This window comes from Sphingobium abikonense NBRC 16140 (genome assembly GCF_001598335.1).
GTDB lineage: Bacteria > Pseudomonadota > Alphaproteobacteria > Sphingomonadales > Sphingomonadaceae > Sphingobium > Sphingobium abikonense.
Window position 1 is genome coordinate 1 of record NZ_BCYT01000021.1, and the last position, 17,063, is coordinate 17,063.

A 17,063-nucleotide genomic window follows, 5' to 3' on the forward strand; every position below is an offset into this window, starting at 1 on the left:
GGCTTCTTGACCTCGGCCGCCACGACCGCAAAGCCCTTGCCCGCCTCGCCCGCCCGCGCCGCCTCGATACTGGCGTTGAGCGCCAGCATATGGGTCTGGTTCGCGATCAGCCCGATGCTGTTCACGATATCGGACAGGCCATCAACGGTATTGCGCAATTCCGTCCGAAGTTGATGCGCGGCCGAATTGTCGGTCGCGATCTTGAGGATGCGGTCGACCGATCCGTCGGCATGAAATACCGGATTGTAGGTCGCCTGCAACCAGACGGGTCGGCCGCCCTTGCCCACGCGCCGATATTCACCCGCGTCATATTCGCCCCGCCCCAGCTTGCGCCAGAACGCGGCATAGTCCGGCGTATCGCCATGGCCGGGCTCGCAGAAGATGCGATGATGCTGCCCCTGTATCTCCCCCAGCGCATAGCCCATGGTCGCCAGGAACCGGTCATTGGCCCACAGCACGATGCCGGACGGGTCGAACTCGATCACCGCCTGGGACCGGCAAATGGCATCCCATGCGGCTTCGGGACTATGCGTTGCCTGACCCATCAAACGGAAACTCCTTCACCGCCGCGCTACACCGCATAAGGTGACCAAGCCGTTAAGATTGCTGTCCCCGCGCCCCGGACATGGAAAAGGCCGGCCTCCTGCTGGAGCCCGGCCTTTCCACCCCCGTATTTAGTCCTTGGGCGTCAGGCGACCTTTGCCTGCGTTTCCTCGACCTCGTCCGGATCGCGCAGCACATAACCGCGGCCCCAGACCGTCTCGATATAATTGTCGCCGCCGCACGCCAGCGCCAGCTTCTTGCGCAGCTTGCAGATGAAGACGTCGATGATCTTGAGCTCCGGCTCGTCCATCCCGCCATAGAGATGATTGAGGAACATTTCCTTGGTCAGCGTCGTGCCCTTGCGCAGCGACAGCAGTTCCAGCATCGCATATTCCTTGCCGGTCAGGTGGACGCGATTGCCGTCCACTTCCACCGTCTTGGCGTCCAGATTGACCGACAGCTTGCCGGTGCGGATGACCGACTGGCTATGCCCCTTGGACCGGCGCACGACCGCGTGGATACGCGCGATCAGTTCCTCGCGGTGGAAGGGCTTGGTCACATAATCGTCCGCGCCAAAGCCGAAGGATCGCACCTTGCTGTCCATCTCGCTGATGCCCGACAGGATCAGCACCGGGGTCTGCACTTTCGCCGCGCGCAATTTCTTGAGCACGTCATACCCATGCATGTCCGGCAGGTTCAGGTCCAGGCAAATGATGTCGTAATCATAGAGCTTGCCGAGGTCCAAACCCTCTTCGCCCAGATCCGTGGTATAGACGTTGAAGCCTTCGGTCGTGAGCATCAGCTCGATCGCCTTGGCGGTGGTCGGTTCGTCCTCAATCAGCAGCACGCGCATATGAATGCCCCTTTGCGTCGCAGTCCCGTTCACCCCACCAGAACGGCTTCCGCTTCAAATCATTAACCAAAAAACTTCTGAAGGACAAAGGTTAATTTTTAGCTAACCGGCAGAAATGCGCGAGTCGTGGCAGAACGAATCTGTTTACAAAGGGTTGAGCGCGGCGCGACCCACGCAAAGTCAAGATAGATTCACCTTCGAAACGACAATGCGGAGGCCTCTTGCGCCTAAAGATATGCCATCCCTGCGAAAAAAATTTACGAAGGTTGACGGTGATCCTTAACAGCCATGGTGGCTAGCAATGAAGTCGATGAGCGCGTCCACCCTGGCCGGGCGAAGCCTTGAAGGCGGCGTCACCAGATGCAGCCCGACCGGCGGCGCGCGCCAGTCGACCAATATCTCCTCAAGGTCCCCCTTGGCCAATGCCTCACCCACGATGAAGTCAGGCAAGCGCGCGATGCCGATGCCCTCCTTCAACGCCGGCAACATCGCCTCCCCGCTATTGACCGTCAGCCGCCCGCGCACCTGCACCGCGACGACCTGCTGCCCCGGCCCCGAAAAACGCCAGACGTCGGACAGCGTGACATTGGAATAGCAGATACAGTCATGCGTCCCCAAGTCGCTCGGATGCGCCGGCCGCCCCCGCGCGTCCAGATAGGCGGGCGAAGCGATGACATGCAGGTTGACGTCCGCCAGCCGCCGCGCGCGCAGCGAACTGTCGGGCATGTCAGCGATGCGGATCGTGGCATCCAGCCCCATCTCCACAATGTCGATCTTCGCGTCCGACAGATGCAGGTCGATATCGACCAGCGGATGCATTTTCGTGAACTGCGCCACCAAAGGCGCGATGCGCAGCAGGCCGAAGGTCATCGGCGCGCCCAGCCGCACCACGCCCGACAATTCCGCCGTCTCGTCCCGCGCCGCCTCTTCGGCCGCCTGCCCCTCCGCCAAGATGCGTTGCGCATGGTCGGCCAGCCGTTTCCCGCTCTCGGTCAGCGCCAGCCGGCGGCTGGTGCGGTTGAACAGGCTGGTGTCCAGATGCTCCTCCAGCCGCGTCACCGCCTTGGACACCGTCGCCTTGGACACGCTCAGTGCCTTGGCCGCATCGGTGAAGCTGCGATGCTCGACCACGGCGGCGAACATGGCCCAGGCCTCAAAATCGGGAAGGCGCATTGGAAACAATCCGTTTCAAAGCTGTTCGTTCAGGAAACGATCCTGATGGCTATATTGGCGGAAAGCAAGCCGGAAGCTCCGGCTCCCGAAACGAAAGGCATCTGCCATGACCACGACCACTGCGAGCCGTATCGAACGCCGCCCCTTCGCGTCGCTGGGCCATGCCGACCATGGCTGGCTCAATGCGCGCCATCATTTTTCCTTCGCCGACTATTATGACGATGAACGGATGCACTGGGGTGCGATCCGCGTGTGGAATGATGATGAGATCGGCGCGCGCTCGGGCTTTCCGCCCCACCCGCACAGCGACATGGAAATCATCACCTATGTCCGCACCGGCGCGATCACGCATCAGGACAGCCTGGGCAACAAGGGCCGCACCGCGGCGGGCGATGTTCAGGTGATGTCCGCCGGCACCGGCATTCGTCACGCCGAATATAATCTGGAGGATGAAACCACCACCCTGTTCCAGATCTGGATCATGCCGCGCAGCCGCGGCGGCCAGCCTAGCTGGGGCGCCAAGCCCTTCCCCAAGGGCGACCGCGCGGGCAAGCTGGTCGTGCTGGCGAGCGGCGATGATGCCGATGCAGAAGCATTGCGCATCCGCGCCGACGCCCGCCTGCTGGGCGGCACGATACAGGCCGGCACCAGCGTCACCTATGACAGCGCGCCCGGCCGCCACCTCTATCTCGTCCCCGCCACCGGACGGATCGAGATTGACGGGCAGGCGTTCGAAGCGCGCGACGGCGCTGCCATCATCAGTGGCGGCGCCATCACCATCACCGCGCTGGAGGACGCTGAAATCGTGCTGGTCGACAGCATCTAGAAAGTCTTTGGCCCGTTCTTTCCCCTCCCCCTCATGAACGGGCCGGGCCGCCTGCGCCTTCCTCCCTCCCGCGCAGGCGGCCATCCTTCACGCAAAGCATTTCAGGCAAGGAGACATGACGATGGCAAAGGTTCTGGTTCTCTATTATTCATCCTATGGCCATATCGAAACCATGGCGAAGGCCGTGGCCGAGGGCGCTGCGTCCGCCGGCGCACAGGTCGACATCAAGCGCGTGCCCGAAACCGCGCCGCTCGAAGTCGCGAAAAACGCGCATTTCAAGCTGGATCAGGACGCGCCGATCGCCACGGTCAACGAACTGGCCGATTATGACGCGATCATCGTGGGCACCGGCACCCGCTTTGGCCGTATATCCAGCCAGATGGCGGCCTTCCTCGACCAGGCCGGCGGCCTGTGGGCGCGCGGCGCGCTCAATGGCAAGGTTGGCGGTGCGTTCACTTCGACAGCCAGCCAGCATGGCGGCCAGGAAGTCACGCTCTTCTCGATCATCACCAACCTCATGCATTTCGGCATGACCATCGTCGGCCTCGACTATGGCTTCCAGGGCCAGATGGGCGTCGACAAGGTGCGCGGCGGGTCGCCCTATGGCGCGACCACGCTGGCCGACAGCGACGGCAGCCGCCAACCCAGCGAAGAGGAACTGGACGGCGCGCGCTATCAGGGCCGTCGGATCGCCGAAACCGCGATCAAATTGCACGGCTGACCGCCCGCCGCGGTTTTTCGCGACCGCATTGCCTTGGCATGACGCGAAAAAAGGGGCTGGCGCATTTTGGATGCGCCAGCCCCTTTTCCGTGCGCAGGGCCGGCCCACATGCCCCCTCATACATATCTCTTTCAAAATAGGATTTCGTCTGATCTACACTGGTTGATGAGACCGTTTTTCACCGCCCGCACATGCTTGCCGGTGCCACGGGGGCCGTGCTTTGCAGGGCAAAGCTGTCGCGCTCAGCTGTCGCCTGGTGGTCGCCTATGGGTCGCTTCGTGGTCGCCTTCCGGTCGCTTCCGGCCCGATAACAGTGTGAACTTCGCCTTGCCGTCCGATGCGCCTATTGGACGAAAAATATCGCCGCCGCATGTCACATCGCGCGCCGCCATCTCGTCATGATTGCACACCCCAAGCGAAAGGACTGCATCATGACTGCCAAGCTCGATCCCTTCATCGCCGCGCCCCAGCAGATGAAGGCCTGGTATGCCGCCAGCACCGCGATCGCCGATGCGTTGGACCCCGCGCTGGTCGAACTGGTCAAGATCCGCGCGTCGCAGATCAACCAGTGCGCCAACTGCCTCAACATGCACAGCGCCGACGCCCGCGCGCAGGGCGAAAGCGAACAGCGGCTCTTTCTCCTTTCGGCCTGGCGCGATGCGCCCTGCTATACCGATCGGGAACGCGCCGCTCTGGGCTGGACCGAAGCGATGACTCGTCTGTCCGAAGGGCCGGAGCTTGCGGCGGCCTATGATGCCCTCAAATGGGAGTTCAGCGAAGAGGAACAGGTGCAATTGACGCTGATGATCAACGTCATCACCGGATGGAACCGGCTGGCCGTCGGCTTTGGCATGTGGATTGAAACCGCCGCGACAAAGGCGCGCGACGCCGCGCAATTGAAGGCGGCGGCCTGATGGCGTCGGGGACGCAGACGGACGCGGCGGCGCGCTTTGCTCCGCTGCGTCCCCGCCTTGCCCGCATCGCCTATCGCATGCTTGGCTCCGTGGCGGACGCCGAGGATGTGGTGCAGGACGCCTTCCTGCGATGGATGGGCGCGGATCATGACGCCGTGCGCGAACCCGAAGCCTTTCTTCGCCGCATCGTCACGCGCCTGTGCCTCGACCATCTCAAATCCGCGCGGGTGCGGCGCGAAACCTATATCGGCCCTTGGCTTCCTGAACCGCTGGTGGAGGACGGGGACGAAGGAAGCGATGATATCACCTTGCCGCTGATGCTGGCGCTGGAGCGGCTGTCTCCGCTGGAGCGCGCCGCCTTCCTGCTGCACGATGTGTTTGGCCTGGGTTTTGACGAAATCGCCACCACCATCGGCCGCGACGCCGCCGCCTGCCGGCAACTCGCAGCCCGGGCGCGCGCCCATGTCCGCGACGCGCGGCCCCGCTACCGCATGGAGCAGGCACGCGGGCTGGAGATCGCCAGCGCCTTCTTCGCCGCCTCGCGCAGCGGCGACACGCGCGCGCTCGGCGCAATGCTGGCGCAGGATGTCAGCCTGCACAGCGACGGCGGCGGCAAGCGCCCCGCCACCGTCCGTCCCGCGCTTGGCTTTTCGCAGGTCATGCAGGTGCACAAGGCGCTGGGCGTACTGTTCGGCAAATATGGGTCGACATTGCTGCGCACCTGCCGGATCAACGGCCTGCCCGGCTTCGTCACGCGAGAGGCCGATGGCGAGATCCAGACCACCGCGCTGGCGATCGAGAATGGGCGGATCAGCGCCATCTATGTGATGCGCAACCCCGACAAGCTGCGCCATCTGCACTGACCGCTAGAGGAAGACGCGCCGCAGCGACGTCAGCCGCAGCAGCTGCCACACGAGATAGGGAGCGACCAGCGCCAGGACGAACAGCCAGACTTTGGGAAAGGACAGGCCGGCATAATGAATGATCGCGCCATGGAGGTACATGATGACCAGCGACGCGCGACCGATATGCTGGAGCGGCCAGGCAAAGCGCGCGACCCGCGCCGACAGGCGGAACAGCAGCAGCGATGTCGCCACCCCCGCGCCGATCGACAGCAGCGGCCAGCCATAATCGGCGACCTTCATGTTGAGCGTGGGCACCAGGCCCGAAAGCCCCGCCCCCGCCAGCAGGCCCAATGGCAGGATCAGCCCATTGCGCCAGCGGACATGCGGCCACGCCGCGCCGATCCAGAGCAACAGGACGGCCATCGGCACGGTCAGCAGGCCGAGCGGCGAAGCATCGAACAGCCAGCCGAGCCCATAGGCCAGCAGCGCCAGCGGCGCGATCAGCAGCGCCCAGCGCCGGTCCAGCGGATCGGGCCAGCGGTTGAGCGCCATATTGAACGCGATCCGCGCGACCATCAGGCACGGCACGAACCAGAAGATGATGAACGGCCCGCCAAGCCATGTTCCGCCCAGCAATATGGGGCCGACATCCTGCGGCCAGTGGCGATAGATTGGCGCATTGCCCTTCATCGGCTCGATGATCTGGTCGGCGATCAGCAACATTATCAGGAAGGCGGCATAGGGCCGCATCTGGCCGGTGATCTGCCGCCGGGTGAAGCTGCCGATCGGGCGCGGCCGCGACAACAGGCCCGACAGCAGGAAGAAAAGCGGCATGTGGAAACTGTAGAGCGCGTCACGCACCGGCCCGCGCGTCCAGACATGCCCCGCCACCACCGCGATGATGCCGATGCCGCGCGCCACATCGACCCAGTCCAGCCGAAATTGCGCGGTCGCCGCGTCATGCCCCCTGTTTTCCATCGCCCGCCCGCCCTATAGGATGGCGCGCGCGCGTCAATCCGCCGCCCCTTGTTCCCGTTAGGATGATACCCCTTGCCTTTGTTGACCGACCATGTCCTGTTCCTTGATGGCGAGGCGCTGATCCTCGACAAGCCCGCCGGCCTGCCGGTCGATGCGCCGCGCGACGGGTCGATAAGCCTGGAAAATCATCTCGCCTCCCTCACCTTTGGATTTCAGCGCTGGCCGCTGCCCGTCCACCGGCTGGACCGCGACACCAGCGGCTGCCTGCTGCTCGCCCGCAATCCCAAGGCGCACAAGCGGTTTGCCGCCGCCTTTGAAGCGGGCACGGTGACGAAACGCTATATCGCCGTGCTGGATGGCATCCCGGCGGAGGCCGAGGGGACGATCGCCCTGTCGCTCAAGAAGGTCAGCACCCCGGCGCAGGGCTGGCGGATGATCGCGGCCAAGGCGGGCAAGCCCGCCGTCACCCACTGGCGCAAGCTGGCTGAGCGCGACGGACGCGCTTTGGTGGCCTTCACGCCCGAAACCGGCCGCACCCACCAGATCCGCGTCCATGCCCAGCACGGCCTTGGCTTTGGCATCATGGGCGATCCTGTCTATGGCAAGGGCGACGGGCCGATGCTGCTCCACAGTCGGTTCCTAAGCGTCCCGCGCGGCGACAAGCCTGCGGCCGAGGCGACCGCGCCGCTGCCCCAGACCTTCGCCGTCGCTGGCTTTGGCCCGGAATATCTGGACGATGCCGGACTTTGACATACCCGAAGAGGCGCTGGAGGAGCGTTTCATCACCGGCGGGGGACCGGGCGGGCAGAATGTGAACAAGGTCGCGACGGCGGTGCAATTGCGCGTCAATCTGTTCCGCCTCGGCCTTCCCCCCCATGCCTATCGCAAGATCAAGGAACTGGCGGGATCGCGCCTGACCGCCGCCAACGAAATCCTGATCCAGGCCAACCGCTTCCGCACCCAGGAAGCCAACCGCCAGGACGCCCGCGACCGGCTCGCCGACCTGATCGCCCGCGCCCATGAACGCGACGCCCGGCGCATCGCCACCAAACCCGGCAAAGCCGCCAAGGCCCGCCGCGTCGACGCCAAAAAGGCGCGCAGTTCCGTCAAACAGGGGCGCGGCAAGATACGCATGGACTGACGGGCCGTTAACCATTGTGGGTCATGATCGGCTACAAAGGGGGATCGCCATGACCGCGTGGGCCGGCATCGTTAAAGGCCATCAATCGAGCAAGCAGCATGCTGCGCAAGCGACGCTGCGATGGTTTGTTCTCGGCGCGTCGGCCTGGCTTATTGCCGGCATGGGTACGGCGCTTGTCGGCGACGGCCTGCGGTTCGAACATTATGTCTTCCTGACCCAGGATGCGCCCGTCGCGGCGGTCTTGATTGCCTTTCTGGCGTTACTGCGATGGCAGACTGGCAAGCCCGGACTGCCTCCGGCGATGAGGCACTGGCAAATCTGCCTGATCATCGCCGCAATCATGGCCATCGCCTGGACGGGCCATTACTCGATCATGTCCGGCTATGCCCTGTCGCGCGACGAGGCGCTGGGCCGCATGACCGCCGCGGCCCTTGCCAAGGGGCAACTTGCGATGCCCGTCCCGCCGGAATGGCGCGCTTATGCCGGCGCCATGTCGCCCGACTTCCTGAATCCCATGGGTGGCGATCGCTACTGGCTGTCCCTCTACCTGCCCGGATCGGCCGCGATCGAGGCGCTAATTTCAAAATGTGCAGATCCCGCCCTCACCCAGCCGCTGCTGCTGGGGCTTGGCCTGCTCATGTTGTGGGACGTCTCGCGCATCCTCTTTCCCGACCGGCCTGACGCCCGCGCAGTCGTCATGCTGCTCGCTTTTTCGTCCAGCCAGCTTCTGTTCACGGCGATGACCGCCTACGCCATGACCGCGCATTTCGCGCTGAATATGGTTTGGCTCGCGCTTTTTCTTCGCGACAGGCCCACGACACACGCCGCTGCGCTACTGGTCGGCTTCGTTGCCCTGTCGCTTCACAAGGTGCAATTTCACATTCTTTTCGCCGGTCCGATATTGGCGACCCTGCTTTGGCGTCGGCGATGGGTGTTGGGCGCTGTCTATGCTGGCGGCTACGCCTTTTTCCTGCTCGTCTGGATGAAACTCTATCCGTTGCTGCTTATCGATCGTCTTGATCTCGACATCGCGACCAGCGCGGCCAGAGGCGTCTCTCTGTCGCCGCGATTGGCCAGCCTTCAACCCCTACTCTACGTCACACGATTCTTCGCCTGGAATAATGCGCTTCTGCTTCCGCTCGCGCTGATCGGGGCCAGGTACATTGTTCACGCATTCCGCCAGGACGCACAGGACCGGCGGATACTTCTGTTCATGGGCTTGGCAGGCGGATGCGCGGTCGGTTTGCTGCTGACGGTGCATCAAGGGCTGGGTTGGGGCTATCGCTATCTGCATGGCTATATCGGCGCATTTTGCCTGCTTGCGGGACTGGGCTGGACCAGGCTGTACCCATCGCCGGCCAGTTTGCGGCCGATCTGGCTGGCCGTCCTGGTGTCGGTGATCATCATCGCAGTGCAGGGCGTCATGATCGCGCGCTTTGTTGCCCCCTATGCGCGGATTGAAGCCCATGCCGCGGCTCTGCCCGTCGATATCCTGCTGGTCGACATAAGAGGCGGCGCCTTCGCGCAGGATATTGTTCGCGTTAGTCCCGGCATGGTGCGCCGCCCGATACTGCTCGATCTATTCAGGCTCGACAAAAGGCAGCTGAACTCGCTTTGCCGTAATTATCGCATAGGCCTTATCGACCGGGCTGATTTCCGCCGTGCTGGCATGATGGCGGATGAGAGCCGGCCAGATGCGCGCCATATCGCCAGGATGCGCGCGCATCTGGATGATATCCGATGCGTGAAACAGACCGCCGCCTCTAGAAGCCGCGACGGAGCGTCCCTATAGAAGCTACATGTACGACTTCGCACCGACTGCCGCCGCCGACAAAACCACCTTGTATGCCGACCTCGTCTCTGCCGCAGACGCGCTGACACGGGACGAGCCGGACAGCGTGGCCAACATGGCCAATATATCTGCTCTGCTCTGGCAATTTCTGCCTGACCTCAATTGGGCCGGCTTTTATCGCCTTGTAGGGCATAAACTGGTCCTCGGCCCGTTTCAGGGCAAGCCGGCCTGCATCCGCATTCCACTGGGACGCGGCGTGTGTGGGACGGCGGCTGCGACGCGCGAAACCCAACTGGTGGAGGATGTGCATGCCTTTCCCGGCCATATCGCCTGCGACGCGGCCAGCGCGTCGGAAATCGTCGTGCCGGTCATCCACGACGGCAGACTGGTGGGCGTCATCGACCTCGACAGCCCGGTCGCCGCGCGCTTCGATGCGGATGATGCGGCGGGGCTGGAAGGTCTGGCTGCCCTGATCGCTGCCCGCATCGCCTAACCTCCCCTACCTGCCCCGTTTCAGGACAGCGGCCACGGCGGTCTCACGTGGATTGCCGCGGATCATCATGCTAAATGACGCGTTAGGATTTTCGCGGCGCTCGCCTGTGCCCGCTCAAGACTATCGGGAGACCTGTCCATGCGGATGTTGAAACTCGCCTTGATCGGCACGGCTCTGGCAACGGCCGGAGCGGTAGCGCCCGCATGGGCGAATGGTCGTGGCGGAGCGCAGGTCGTGCGCCCAAGCGTCGTTCACAGCAACATGCATCGCTGGGGTCCGCGCCAACAGGGGCGCTGGTATGCGGGATGGCGCGCGCCGGGTGGGTGGAATGGCTATCAGCGCCCGGTGCGCGGCTTCATCCTGCCGCGCTACTGGATCAGCCCGAATTACTATATCGCCAATTACCCGACCTATGGGCTGCCGGCCCCCGCGCCCGGCTATGGCTGGTCGCGCTATTATGACGATGCAGTCATGACCGATCGCTACGGTCGCGTCTATGATTACCGCTCTGACATCGACTGGGACCGCTATGAGGGCGGCTATGGCGACTATGCCGATGATCGCCGCGACAATGGCGTGGGCGGCGCAGCGATCGGCGCAGTCGTTGGCGGTGTTGCGGGCAACCGCATCGCCGGACGCGGCAATCGGACTGCCGGCACGCTGATCGGCGCGGGCGTCGGCGCGGTCGCCGGCATGGCGATCGACAAGGCGGAGGATGACGGGCGGGACGGCCCACCGCCGCCACGCCCTGGCGTCAGCTATGACGATGGCTATGGCTATGCCGACGATGCCGTGACCAGTTCCAACGAATATGAAGGGCGCTGGACCGGCACCTGGACGACCGATGACGGACGGACGGTTTCGGGCACCTATGACGGCCGGTTCGAAGGGGATGTACGCGGCGCGGGCGTCGATTATCCGCCGCCGCCTTATGACGGCGCGCCGCATTGGGGCGGCGCACCCATGGCTGGCGGCTATGTATCGGGCGGCTATTATTATCCCGCTCCGATCGTGACGACGGTAACGGTTCAGCCGGCGACGACGACCACCACGACGACGACCTATGTGACGGAAACCGTCGCGCCGCGAAAAGCAGTCCGGCGCAGTCGGCGGGCCTGCCGCTGCAAATAGCCGCAGCATCTTGCGCGCGCCGAAGAGTTCGTGGCAAGGGGTCGCATCAAATAGCAATCAGGATGACCATGCTCCGGCCGCCATCATGCGGACGAGGCGCGACCTGGTTTTCGGGAGAGGATGACAAGGGCGTTTTCCATTGAACGGACCCTGGACATGCCGCCCGCCCTGCCCGCTCTTCATCCGCCGGCCCGCCCGCATAATCTCGCTGAGGATGGCTATGCCATTTCGATCGGCTGCGCCTTCATCGCCATGGGGCTTATGCTGCTGAAACAGGCCGGTCTGGTGACGGGCGGCATGGCGGGCATTGCCCTTTTGATTTCCTACCTGATCCCCTGGTCGCCCGCGACCCTTTTCATCCTGGTCAACATCCCGTTCTTTCTGTTTGGCGGCAGGGCGATGGGCCTGGCCTTCGGGCTCAAGACATTGTTCGCCAACGTCGCCATCATGGTGCTGGGCCTAACGATGCCCGCCGCGCTGCAAGTCGCCAGGGTCAGTCCGGTCTTTGCCGCCCTGTTCGGCGGATCGATCATCGGCTTTGGCATATTGGCGATCGCCCGACATGGGGCGGGCGTGGGCGGCATTGGGGTGGTCGCCTTGATCCTGCAAAAATCACGCGGGTGGAACGCCGGTCGCACGCAGATGGGCTGCGATGTGCTGATCCTGCTCGCGTCGCTGCCGATCCTGAGCGTCGACAGCTTTGGCCTGTCCGTTCTATCGGCCGCCGCGATCAATGCCGTGCTGATCGTCAACCATCGTCCAGGGCGCTATATCGGCCATTAACCAGCGCAAAGCGGATCACCGGACCGATCGCGCGCGCGCAGGGCGCTGGCCGCGTCATTGGCGATGCGGGGGAAGCTTACGCCCTCCAAAGACCCTCGGCCTTCGCACAGGTCAGCGCATGCCAGGTCGACCACGCCGGGCAATGACGCCTGGTCGCCATCATATTGCGCGACAATGATGCAGCGGTCCCCGCCCTTGAAACTGAGGATCAGCTTGTCGCCTGCCCGTCGCGCCGTTCCACGTCCCCGACAGGCAGGTTCCTCGCCAAAGATCGCCTCCAGACCGAAATGCAGATCGCCATTGCGCGCAGGGATGACGCACAGCGCGTCGCGGCCAGCCTCGTGGCTCCGTTGAAACAGGCCGACAGGCGATATTTTGGCGGGGTCTGCAATGGCGCCACTGGCGATCGCTGCTTGCTCCAGCCGCGATGCAGCGCCGCCTGGCGCGACGGGTGATGACGCCTGCTCGGCCGGCGGGCGCTGACAAGCGAACAGCAATAGGAAAAGCGTCAGGCTACTCCGCCGCATCGACCGAACTGAGACCTTCGGACCCGACACGGCGGAAGAAGCAGGATCGTGCGCCTGTATGGCATGTCGGCCCGGCCGGAATGGCCTTCACCCAGACGGCATCCTGATCGCAATCGATGCGGATATCGCGCACCTCCAGCATGTTTCCCGACGTCTCGCCCTTTTTCCAGAGCGCCTGTCGGCTGCGCGACCAGAAATGCGCAAGCCCCGTCTCCACCGTCATCGCCAAAGCCTGCGCGTTCATATGCGCGACCATCAGGACCTCGCCTGTGGCGGCATCCGTCACGACGGCGGTGATCAGACCATCACGGTCATATTTGGGATTGAGGGTCAGGCCCGTATCACGCGCATCGGTCATCGCCGCCCTATAGGCGGGAACAGACCGAAAGCGAAGCCAAAAGGCTGAATATCGGAAGCCAAATGGGGCGATCGACGGGATCCGAACCCGCGACCTCCGGTACCACAAACCGGCGCTCTAACCAACTGAGCTACGATCGCCACAGGGGCCTGCGGCCCCGAGAGACAGGGCACATATGCGGCCCGCCCCTGCCCGTCAAGCCGACATTTCGTTGAGCGAGGAATTCATCGCTCCGTTGCCGCGGCCAGCTGCGCCCGTAAATTTGCGAGCGCCGTTTCAGACAACCTTGGTCGCTCCCTTGCCGGTTTCCCCTTGCGCAATCTTGCCCGGTCTTTCTCCGGCGGATCGACCAGCCGCACCCGCACGGCGGCATGACCCAAGGTGCGAATACCCAGTTCCTCAGCCGCACCGCGCGACAGGTCGATGATCCGCCCCCGGCCGGCGAACGGGCCGCGATCATTGACCCGCACCAAAATGGCGCGCCCCGTGTCAAGCGACGTCACTTCCACATAGCTGGGCAGCGGCAAGGTCACATGGGCCCCGGTGATCCACTTCGCGCGGAAGCGTTCGCCATTGGCGGTGCGGTTCCCCGATTCCGATCCATACCAGCTGGCGTATCCGAGCATGTCATAATGCGGGTCCGCAGCGGGAACATAGGTAACGCCCCGCACCGTGTAGGGGCGGCCAATGCGCACCGGATGATCGCTGACCGGGCGGAAATTGCCACCGCCACATGCTGCCAGCGCCAAGGCAGGAGCGGTCCACGCCATCCTTGTCCAAACCGTCATGGCGGCCTCCGTACAGCGTACGATCCATCGCGTCGAGGTGTCGGACAAGGAAAAGGGGCAAAGGCAGATGCCTTCACCCCTTCGCTTTCGGCTTTCTGGGCAGGATGGCAGGCATGTCCCGCCGATCCGCCACTCTCTCCTAATGCGTTTCCGACCGCGACGCCGGCAAAGTCAGCCAGAGCGGGCGTCCGTGCGAAGCGGACGCCCTAGCCCTTAGTTGACCGAATCCTTCAGGCCCTTGCCGGCCTTGAACTTCGGCTGAGCCGAAGCCTTGATGGTCATGGTTTCGCCGGTGCGGGGATTGCGGCCGGTCGACGCCTTGCGCTGCGAAACGGAGAAGGTGCCGAAACCGACGAGGCGAACTTCGTCGCCCTTCTTCAGCGCACCGGTGATCGCGTCGAACACGCCTTCGACCGCCTTGGTCGCGTCATTCTTGCTGAGGCCGCTGCTTTCGGCAACCGTGCTGATCAGATCCTGCTTGTTCATGCCTTGGGAACCCCCTTGTGCTGTTGGTTAGTTAGGAATCGCGGCGTAGGCGGGGCAATAAGGCGCGGATTCCGGCCCCTGTCAAAGGGAAAGCGACGAAGGCCCCGGCTTTGCTCCAAAATTACGGCCTGTCCCGCAATATGGAGCAAAATCTAGGAGTTCCGCCCTTTGTTTCACTTGAGTGACTTTCAGTGCCTCAGGCTGGGATCGCTATCACGCCCTGCCAGATTCGACGGCTGGGCAGCCAGGTCGTCCTCTTCTGTCCAGGTGATCGCATCGGGCATGGAAACCAATGCCCGCGCCAGAACCTCATCGACGTGAGAGACGGGAATGATCTCCAGTCCCTCCCGGATATTGGCAGGAATTTCCGCTAGGTCCTTCTCATTTTCCTGGGGGATCAGCACCGTCTTTATCCCGCCGCGCAGCGCCGCGAGCAGCTTTTCCTTGAGGCCCCCGATCGGCAATACCCGGCCGCGCAACGTCACTTCGCCCGTCATCGCCACATCCTTTTGAACCGGGATGCCGGTCAGCGTCGACACGATTGTCGTCACCATACCGATGCCGGCCGAAGGTCCATCCTTGGGCACGGCGCCTTCGGGCAAGTGGATGTGAATATCCTTGCGATTGAACACGCTCGGCTTGATGCCATAGCCCGGTGAGCGCGCCTTCACATAGGAAAAGGCCGCCTGAACCGATTCGTTCATCACCTCGCCCAGCTTCCCCGTCGTCTTGATCTGGCCCTTGCCAGGGACCGTCACCGCTTCGATCGTCAGCAGTTCGCCACCGACTTCGGTCCAGGCAAGGCCCGTGACCGCACCAATCTGGTTTTCCTCTTCACCAACGCCATGGCGGAATTTCCGCACCCCGGCGAAGTTAGCCAGATTGTCGGGCGTGATGACGATCTTGTCATATTCGCCCTCCAATATCTTGCGCAGCGCCTTGCGCGCCAGACGCGCCATTTCGCGCTCCAGCGTGCGGACACCGGCCTCGCGGGTATAATAGCGGATAAGATCGCGAACCGCCGGTTCGGTCACGACGACCTCGCCGTCCTTCAGCCCGTGGGCGTCGATCTGCTTTGGCAGCAGGTGGCGCTCGGCGATCTCGACCTTCTCATCCTCGGTATAGCCTTCCAGCCGGATGATCTCCATGCGATCGAGCAGCGGCTGGGGCAGGTTCAGCGAGTTTGCGGTCGTGACGAACATGACGTCGGACAGGTCGACGTCGATTTCCAGATAATGGTCCTGGAACTTGCTATTCTGTTCCGGGTCCAGCACTTCCAGCAGCGCCGAGGCCGGATCGCCTCGGAAATCCTGACCCAGCTTGTCGATCTCATCAAGCAGGAACAGCGGGTTCATCGTGCCCGCCTTCTTGAGGTTCGACACGATCTTGCCGGGTAGCGAGCCGATATAGGTGCGGCGGTGGCCACGAATTTCCGCTTCGTCGCGCACGCCACCCAGCGACTGGCGCACAAATTCGCGCCCCGTCGCCTTGGCGATCGAGCGACCAAGCGACGTCTTGCCGACGCCGGGCGGGCCGACAAGGCACAGGATCGGCCCCTTAAGCTTATTGGTGCGCGCTTGGACCGCGAGATATTCGATGATCCGGTCCTTGACCTTTTCCAGCGCGAAATGATCCTCGTCGAGAATATCCTGCGCTTTTTTGAGGTCGGTCTTTACCTTGCCCTTCTTGCCCCAGGGCAGGCCCAGCAGCACGTCGAGATAATTGCGCACCACCGTGGCTTCGGCCGACATGGGCTGCATCGCCTTGAGCTTCTTGAGCTCTGCCGTCGCCTTGGAGCGCGCTTCCTTGCTCAGCTTGGTCTTGGCGATCTTTTCGGTAAGTTCGGCGAGTTCGTCGCCCTCCTCGCCCTCGCCATTGCCCAGCTCGCGCTGGATCGCCTTCAACTGCTCATTGAGATAATATTCGCGCTGGGTCTTCTCCATCTGGCGCTTCACGCGGCCGCGAATCTTCTTTTCGACCTGCAACACGCCCAGTTCGCCCTCCATGAAGGCGAAGACCATTTCCAGACGCTTGACCGGGTCGGCTTCCACCAGCAGCGATTGCTTGTCCGACACCTTGACATTGATATTGGCGGCAACGGCATCGGCCAGCCGGCCTGCATCGTCAATCTCACGCAATTGCACTGGCGTTTCGGCCGGCAGCTTCTTGTTGAGCTTGGCGTAATTCTCGAACTGCTCGGCCACGGACCGCATCAAGGCGGCGGCTTCAGGGCCTTCGGCGGCCAGTTCCTCGACGGGCGCGATCTCCGCGGCCAGATAATTATCCTTGGTTTCCATCGCGGACAGTTGCGCGCGGCGCTTACCCTCCACCAGAACGCGCACGGTGCCATCGGGCAGTTTCAGCAATTGCAAAACGACTGCGACGACGCCGGTGTCATAGAGTGACTCGCGGCCGGGGTCATCCTCCGCAGGGTCCAGCTGCGAAACCAGGAAAATCTCCTTGTCGCCTTCCATCGCGGCCTCGAGCGCCGCGACGCTCTTGTCACGGCCAACGAAGAGCGGGACGATCATCTGCGGAAATACGACGATGTCGCGCAGCGGCAGAAGAGGATAATGCGTAGTCATTCAATCTCCGGGGCCGAAACACGACCCATCAAAACGGTCCATCGCCTTTATGGGGATGCCCGGCACGTCAATCAATCGACACTGTCATAACAATGCAGCCATGAACCAGAGGTGATCACCCTTCCA

The 17,063-nt window shown here is 63.3% G+C and carries 19 protein-coding genes and 1 tRNA gene; 10 read left to right on the top strand and 10 right to left on the bottom strand.

Going from position 1 to position 17,063, the window contains the following annotated elements; translation table 11 throughout:
* The 3 genes from SAB01S_RS19000 to SAB01S_RS16115 all read right to left on the bottom strand — a co-directional run.
* On the bottom strand, nucleotides 1–545 hold a 545-nt coding region (locus tag SAB01S_RS19000), incomplete at its 3' end, for a methyl-accepting chemotaxis protein (RefSeq protein ID WP_062734321.1).
* A 143-nt stretch (nucleotides 546–688) separates the two neighbouring features.
* Nucleotides 689–1,396, bottom strand: a complete 708-nt coding sequence (gene ctrA, locus SAB01S_RS16110) for a response regulator transcription factor CtrA (RefSeq protein ID WP_009821390.1) — start codon at nucleotides 1,394–1,396, stop codon at nucleotides 689–691.
* 279 nt (nucleotides 1,397–1,675) lie between these two features.
* Nucleotides 1,676–2,569, bottom strand: coding sequence for a LysR family transcriptional regulator (locus SAB01S_RS16115; RefSeq protein ID WP_062734323.1), 894 nt, complete (start codon nucleotides 2,567–2,569; stop codon nucleotides 1,676–1,678).
* Nucleotides 2,570–2,675: 106 nt separating this feature from the next.
* Here SAB01S_RS16115 and SAB01S_RS16120 point away from each other — a divergent pair, with 106 nt between their 5' ends.
* The 4 genes from SAB01S_RS16120 (at nucleotide 2,676) to SAB01S_RS16135 (ending at nucleotide 5,893) form a co-directional block, all read left to right on the top strand.
* Nucleotides 2,676–3,395 (top strand): pirin family protein, encoded by a 720-nt coding sequence (locus SAB01S_RS16120; protein ID WP_062734325.1) that lies wholly within the window; start codon nucleotides 2,676–2,678, stop codon nucleotides 3,393–3,395.
* A 121-nt stretch (nucleotides 3,396–3,516) separates the two neighbouring features.
* Nucleotides 3,517–4,116 carry an NAD(P)H:quinone oxidoreductase gene (gene wrbA / locus SAB01S_RS16125; RefSeq protein WP_062734386.1) on the top strand — a complete coding sequence of 200 codons (600 nt, stop codon included), beginning with the start codon at nucleotides 3,517–3,519 and terminating at the stop codon, nucleotides 4,114–4,116.
* A gap of 431 nt (nucleotides 4,117–4,547) precedes the next feature.
* Nucleotides 4,548–5,030 carry a carboxymuconolactone decarboxylase family protein gene (locus SAB01S_RS16130; protein ID WP_062734388.1) on the top strand — a complete coding sequence of 161 codons (483 nt, stop codon included), beginning with the start codon at nucleotides 4,548–4,550 and terminating at the stop codon, nucleotides 5,028–5,030.
* Nucleotides 5,030–5,893 carry a sigma-70 family RNA polymerase sigma factor gene (locus tag SAB01S_RS16135; RefSeq protein ID WP_062734327.1) on the top strand — a complete coding sequence of 288 codons (864 nt, stop codon included), beginning with the start codon at nucleotides 5,030–5,032 and terminating at the stop codon, nucleotides 5,891–5,893. Before SAB01S_RS16130 ends, SAB01S_RS16135 begins: the two co-directional genes overlap by 1 nt.
* A 3-nt stretch (nucleotides 5,894–5,896) precedes the next feature.
* Here SAB01S_RS16135 and SAB01S_RS16140 read toward each other — a convergent pair whose 3' ends face one another.
* A complete protein-coding gene (locus tag SAB01S_RS16140; protein ID WP_062734328.1) occupies nucleotides 5,897–6,853 on the bottom strand; it encodes an acyltransferase family protein in 957 nt (318 codons plus the stop codon).
* Nucleotides 6,854–6,925: 72 nt separating this feature from the next.
* Between SAB01S_RS16140 and SAB01S_RS16145 the strand changes: the two genes are divergently transcribed.
* The 6 genes from SAB01S_RS16145 to SAB01S_RS16170 all read left to right on the top strand — a co-directional run bounded on the left by SAB01S_RS16145 (nucleotide 6,926) and on the right by SAB01S_RS16170 (nucleotide 12,193).
* Complete coding sequence (locus SAB01S_RS16145) at nucleotides 6,926–7,603, top strand: RluA family pseudouridine synthase (RefSeq protein ID WP_062734330.1); 678 nt, start codon at nucleotides 6,926–6,928, stop codon at nucleotides 7,601–7,603.
* The gene (gene arfB / locus SAB01S_RS16150; protein ID WP_062734331.1) at nucleotides 7,590–7,994 is read left to right on the top strand and encodes an alternative ribosome rescue aminoacyl-tRNA hydrolase ArfB; all 405 of its coding nucleotides are present in this window, start codon (nucleotides 7,590–7,592) and stop codon (nucleotides 7,992–7,994) included. Before SAB01S_RS16145 ends, arfB begins: the two co-directional genes overlap by 14 nt.
* 49 nt (nucleotides 7,995–8,043) lie before the next feature.
* The gene (locus SAB01S_RS16155; RefSeq protein WP_062734333.1) at nucleotides 8,044–9,786 is read left to right on the top strand and encodes a hypothetical protein; all 1,743 of its coding nucleotides are present in this window, start codon (nucleotides 8,044–8,046) and stop codon (nucleotides 9,784–9,786) included.
* Between the two features lie 7 nt (nucleotides 9,787–9,793).
* The gene (locus SAB01S_RS16160) at nucleotides 9,794–10,279 is read left to right on the top strand and encodes a free L-methionine (R)-S-oxide reductase MsrC (RefSeq protein ID WP_062734334.1); all 486 of its coding nucleotides are present in this window, start codon (nucleotides 9,794–9,796) and stop codon (nucleotides 10,277–10,279) included.
* Between the two features lie 138 nt (nucleotides 10,280–10,417).
* A complete protein-coding gene (locus SAB01S_RS16165) occupies nucleotides 10,418–11,410 on the top strand; it encodes an RcnB family protein (RefSeq protein ID WP_062734335.1) in 993 nt (330 codons plus the stop codon).
* A gap of 156 nt (nucleotides 11,411–11,566) precedes the next feature.
* Nucleotides 11,567–12,193 carry a YitT family protein gene (locus SAB01S_RS16170; protein WP_062734337.1) on the top strand — a complete coding sequence of 209 codons (627 nt, stop codon included), beginning with the start codon at nucleotides 11,567–11,569 and terminating at the stop codon, nucleotides 12,191–12,193.
* On the opposite strand, the gene SAB01S_RS16175 is transcribed toward SAB01S_RS16170, so the two are convergent.
* The 6 genes from SAB01S_RS16175 to lon form a co-directional block, all read right to left on the bottom strand.
* Entirely contained in the window at nucleotides 12,190–12,720 is a 531-nt protein-coding gene (locus SAB01S_RS16175; RefSeq protein ID WP_062734338.1) for a hypothetical protein, read from the bottom strand. The two genes, SAB01S_RS16170 and SAB01S_RS16175, sit on opposite strands and share 4 nt — an antisense overlap.
* Nucleotides 12,707–13,078, bottom strand: a complete 372-nt coding sequence (gene hisI, locus SAB01S_RS16180) for a phosphoribosyl-AMP cyclohydrolase (protein ID WP_031297545.1) — start codon at nucleotides 13,076–13,078, stop codon at nucleotides 12,707–12,709. Before hisI ends, SAB01S_RS16175 begins: the two co-directional genes overlap by 14 nt.
* A 63-nt stretch (nucleotides 13,079–13,141) precedes the next feature.
* A tRNA-His gene (locus SAB01S_RS16185) sits at nucleotides 13,142–13,218 on the bottom strand.
* 84 nt (nucleotides 13,219–13,302) lie between these two features.
* Nucleotides 13,303–13,866, bottom strand: coding sequence for a septal ring lytic transglycosylase RlpA family protein (locus SAB01S_RS16190; RefSeq protein ID WP_062734340.1), 564 nt, complete (start codon nucleotides 13,864–13,866; stop codon nucleotides 13,303–13,305).
* Nucleotides 13,867–14,079: 213 nt separating this feature from the next.
* Complete coding sequence (locus tag SAB01S_RS16195) at nucleotides 14,080–14,352, bottom strand: HU family DNA-binding protein (RefSeq protein WP_009821372.1); 273 nt, start codon at nucleotides 14,350–14,352, stop codon at nucleotides 14,080–14,082.
* A 188-nt stretch (nucleotides 14,353–14,540) separates the two neighbouring features.
* Nucleotides 14,541–16,937, bottom strand: coding sequence for an endopeptidase La (gene lon / locus SAB01S_RS16200; protein WP_062734341.1), 2,397 nt, complete (start codon nucleotides 16,935–16,937; stop codon nucleotides 14,541–14,543).
* Between the last annotated feature and the right edge of the window lie 126 nt (nucleotides 16,938–17,063).

Coding starts and splice junctions, on each gene's coding strand:
- SAB01S_RS16190 (WP_062734340.1), bottom strand. CDS start 13,866: ATGACGGTTTGGACAAGGATGGCGTGGACCGCTCCTGCCTTGGCGCTG.
- SAB01S_RS16165 (WP_062734335.1), top strand. CDS start 10,418: ATGCGGATGTTGAAACTCGCCTTGATCGGCACGGCTCTGGCAACGGCC.
- SAB01S_RS16195 (WP_009821372.1), bottom strand. CDS start 14,352: ATGAACAAGCAGGATCTGATCAGCACGGTTGCCGAAAGCAGCGGCCTC.
- SAB01S_RS16120 (WP_062734325.1), top strand. CDS start 2,676: ATGACCACGACCACTGCGAGCCGTATCGAACGCCGCCCCTTCGCGTCG.
- SAB01S_RS16160 (WP_062734334.1), top strand. CDS start 9,794: ATGTACGACTTCGCACCGACTGCCGCCGCCGACAAAACCACCTTGTAT.
- SAB01S_RS16140 (WP_062734328.1), bottom strand. CDS start 6,853: ATGGAAAACAGGGGGCATGACGCGGCGACCGCGCAATTTCGGCTGGAC.
- SAB01S_RS16175 (WP_062734338.1), bottom strand. CDS start 12,720: ATGCGGCGGAGTAGCCTGACGCTTTTCCTATTGCTGTTCGCTTGTCAG.
- hisI (WP_031297545.1), bottom strand. CDS start 13,078: ATGACCGATGCGCGTGATACGGGCCTGACCCTCAATCCCAAATATGAC.
- SAB01S_RS16115 (WP_062734323.1), bottom strand. CDS start 2,569: ATGCGCCTTCCCGATTTTGAGGCCTGGGCCATGTTCGCCGCCGTGGTC.
- lon (WP_062734341.1), bottom strand. CDS start 16,937: ATGACTACGCATTATCCTCTTCTGCCGCTGCGCGACATCGTCGTATTT.
- ctrA (WP_009821390.1), bottom strand. CDS start 1,396: ATGCGCGTGCTGCTGATTGAGGACGAACCGACCACCGCCAAGGCGATC.
- SAB01S_RS16135 (WP_062734327.1), top strand. CDS start 5,030: ATGGCGTCGGGGACGCAGACGGACGCGGCGGCGCGCTTTGCTCCGCTG.
- SAB01S_RS16155 (WP_062734333.1), top strand. CDS start 8,044: ATGACCGCGTGGGCCGGCATCGTTAAAGGCCATCAATCGAGCAAGCAG.
- SAB01S_RS16170 (WP_062734337.1), top strand. CDS start 11,567: ATGCCGCCCGCCCTGCCCGCTCTTCATCCGCCGGCCCGCCCGCATAAT.
- SAB01S_RS16130 (WP_062734388.1), top strand. CDS start 4,548: ATGACTGCCAAGCTCGATCCCTTCATCGCCGCGCCCCAGCAGATGAAG.
- wrbA (WP_062734386.1), top strand. CDS start 3,517: ATGGCAAAGGTTCTGGTTCTCTATTATTCATCCTATGGCCATATCGAA.
- arfB (WP_062734331.1), top strand. CDS start 7,590: ATGCCGGACTTTGACATACCCGAAGAGGCGCTGGAGGAGCGTTTCATC.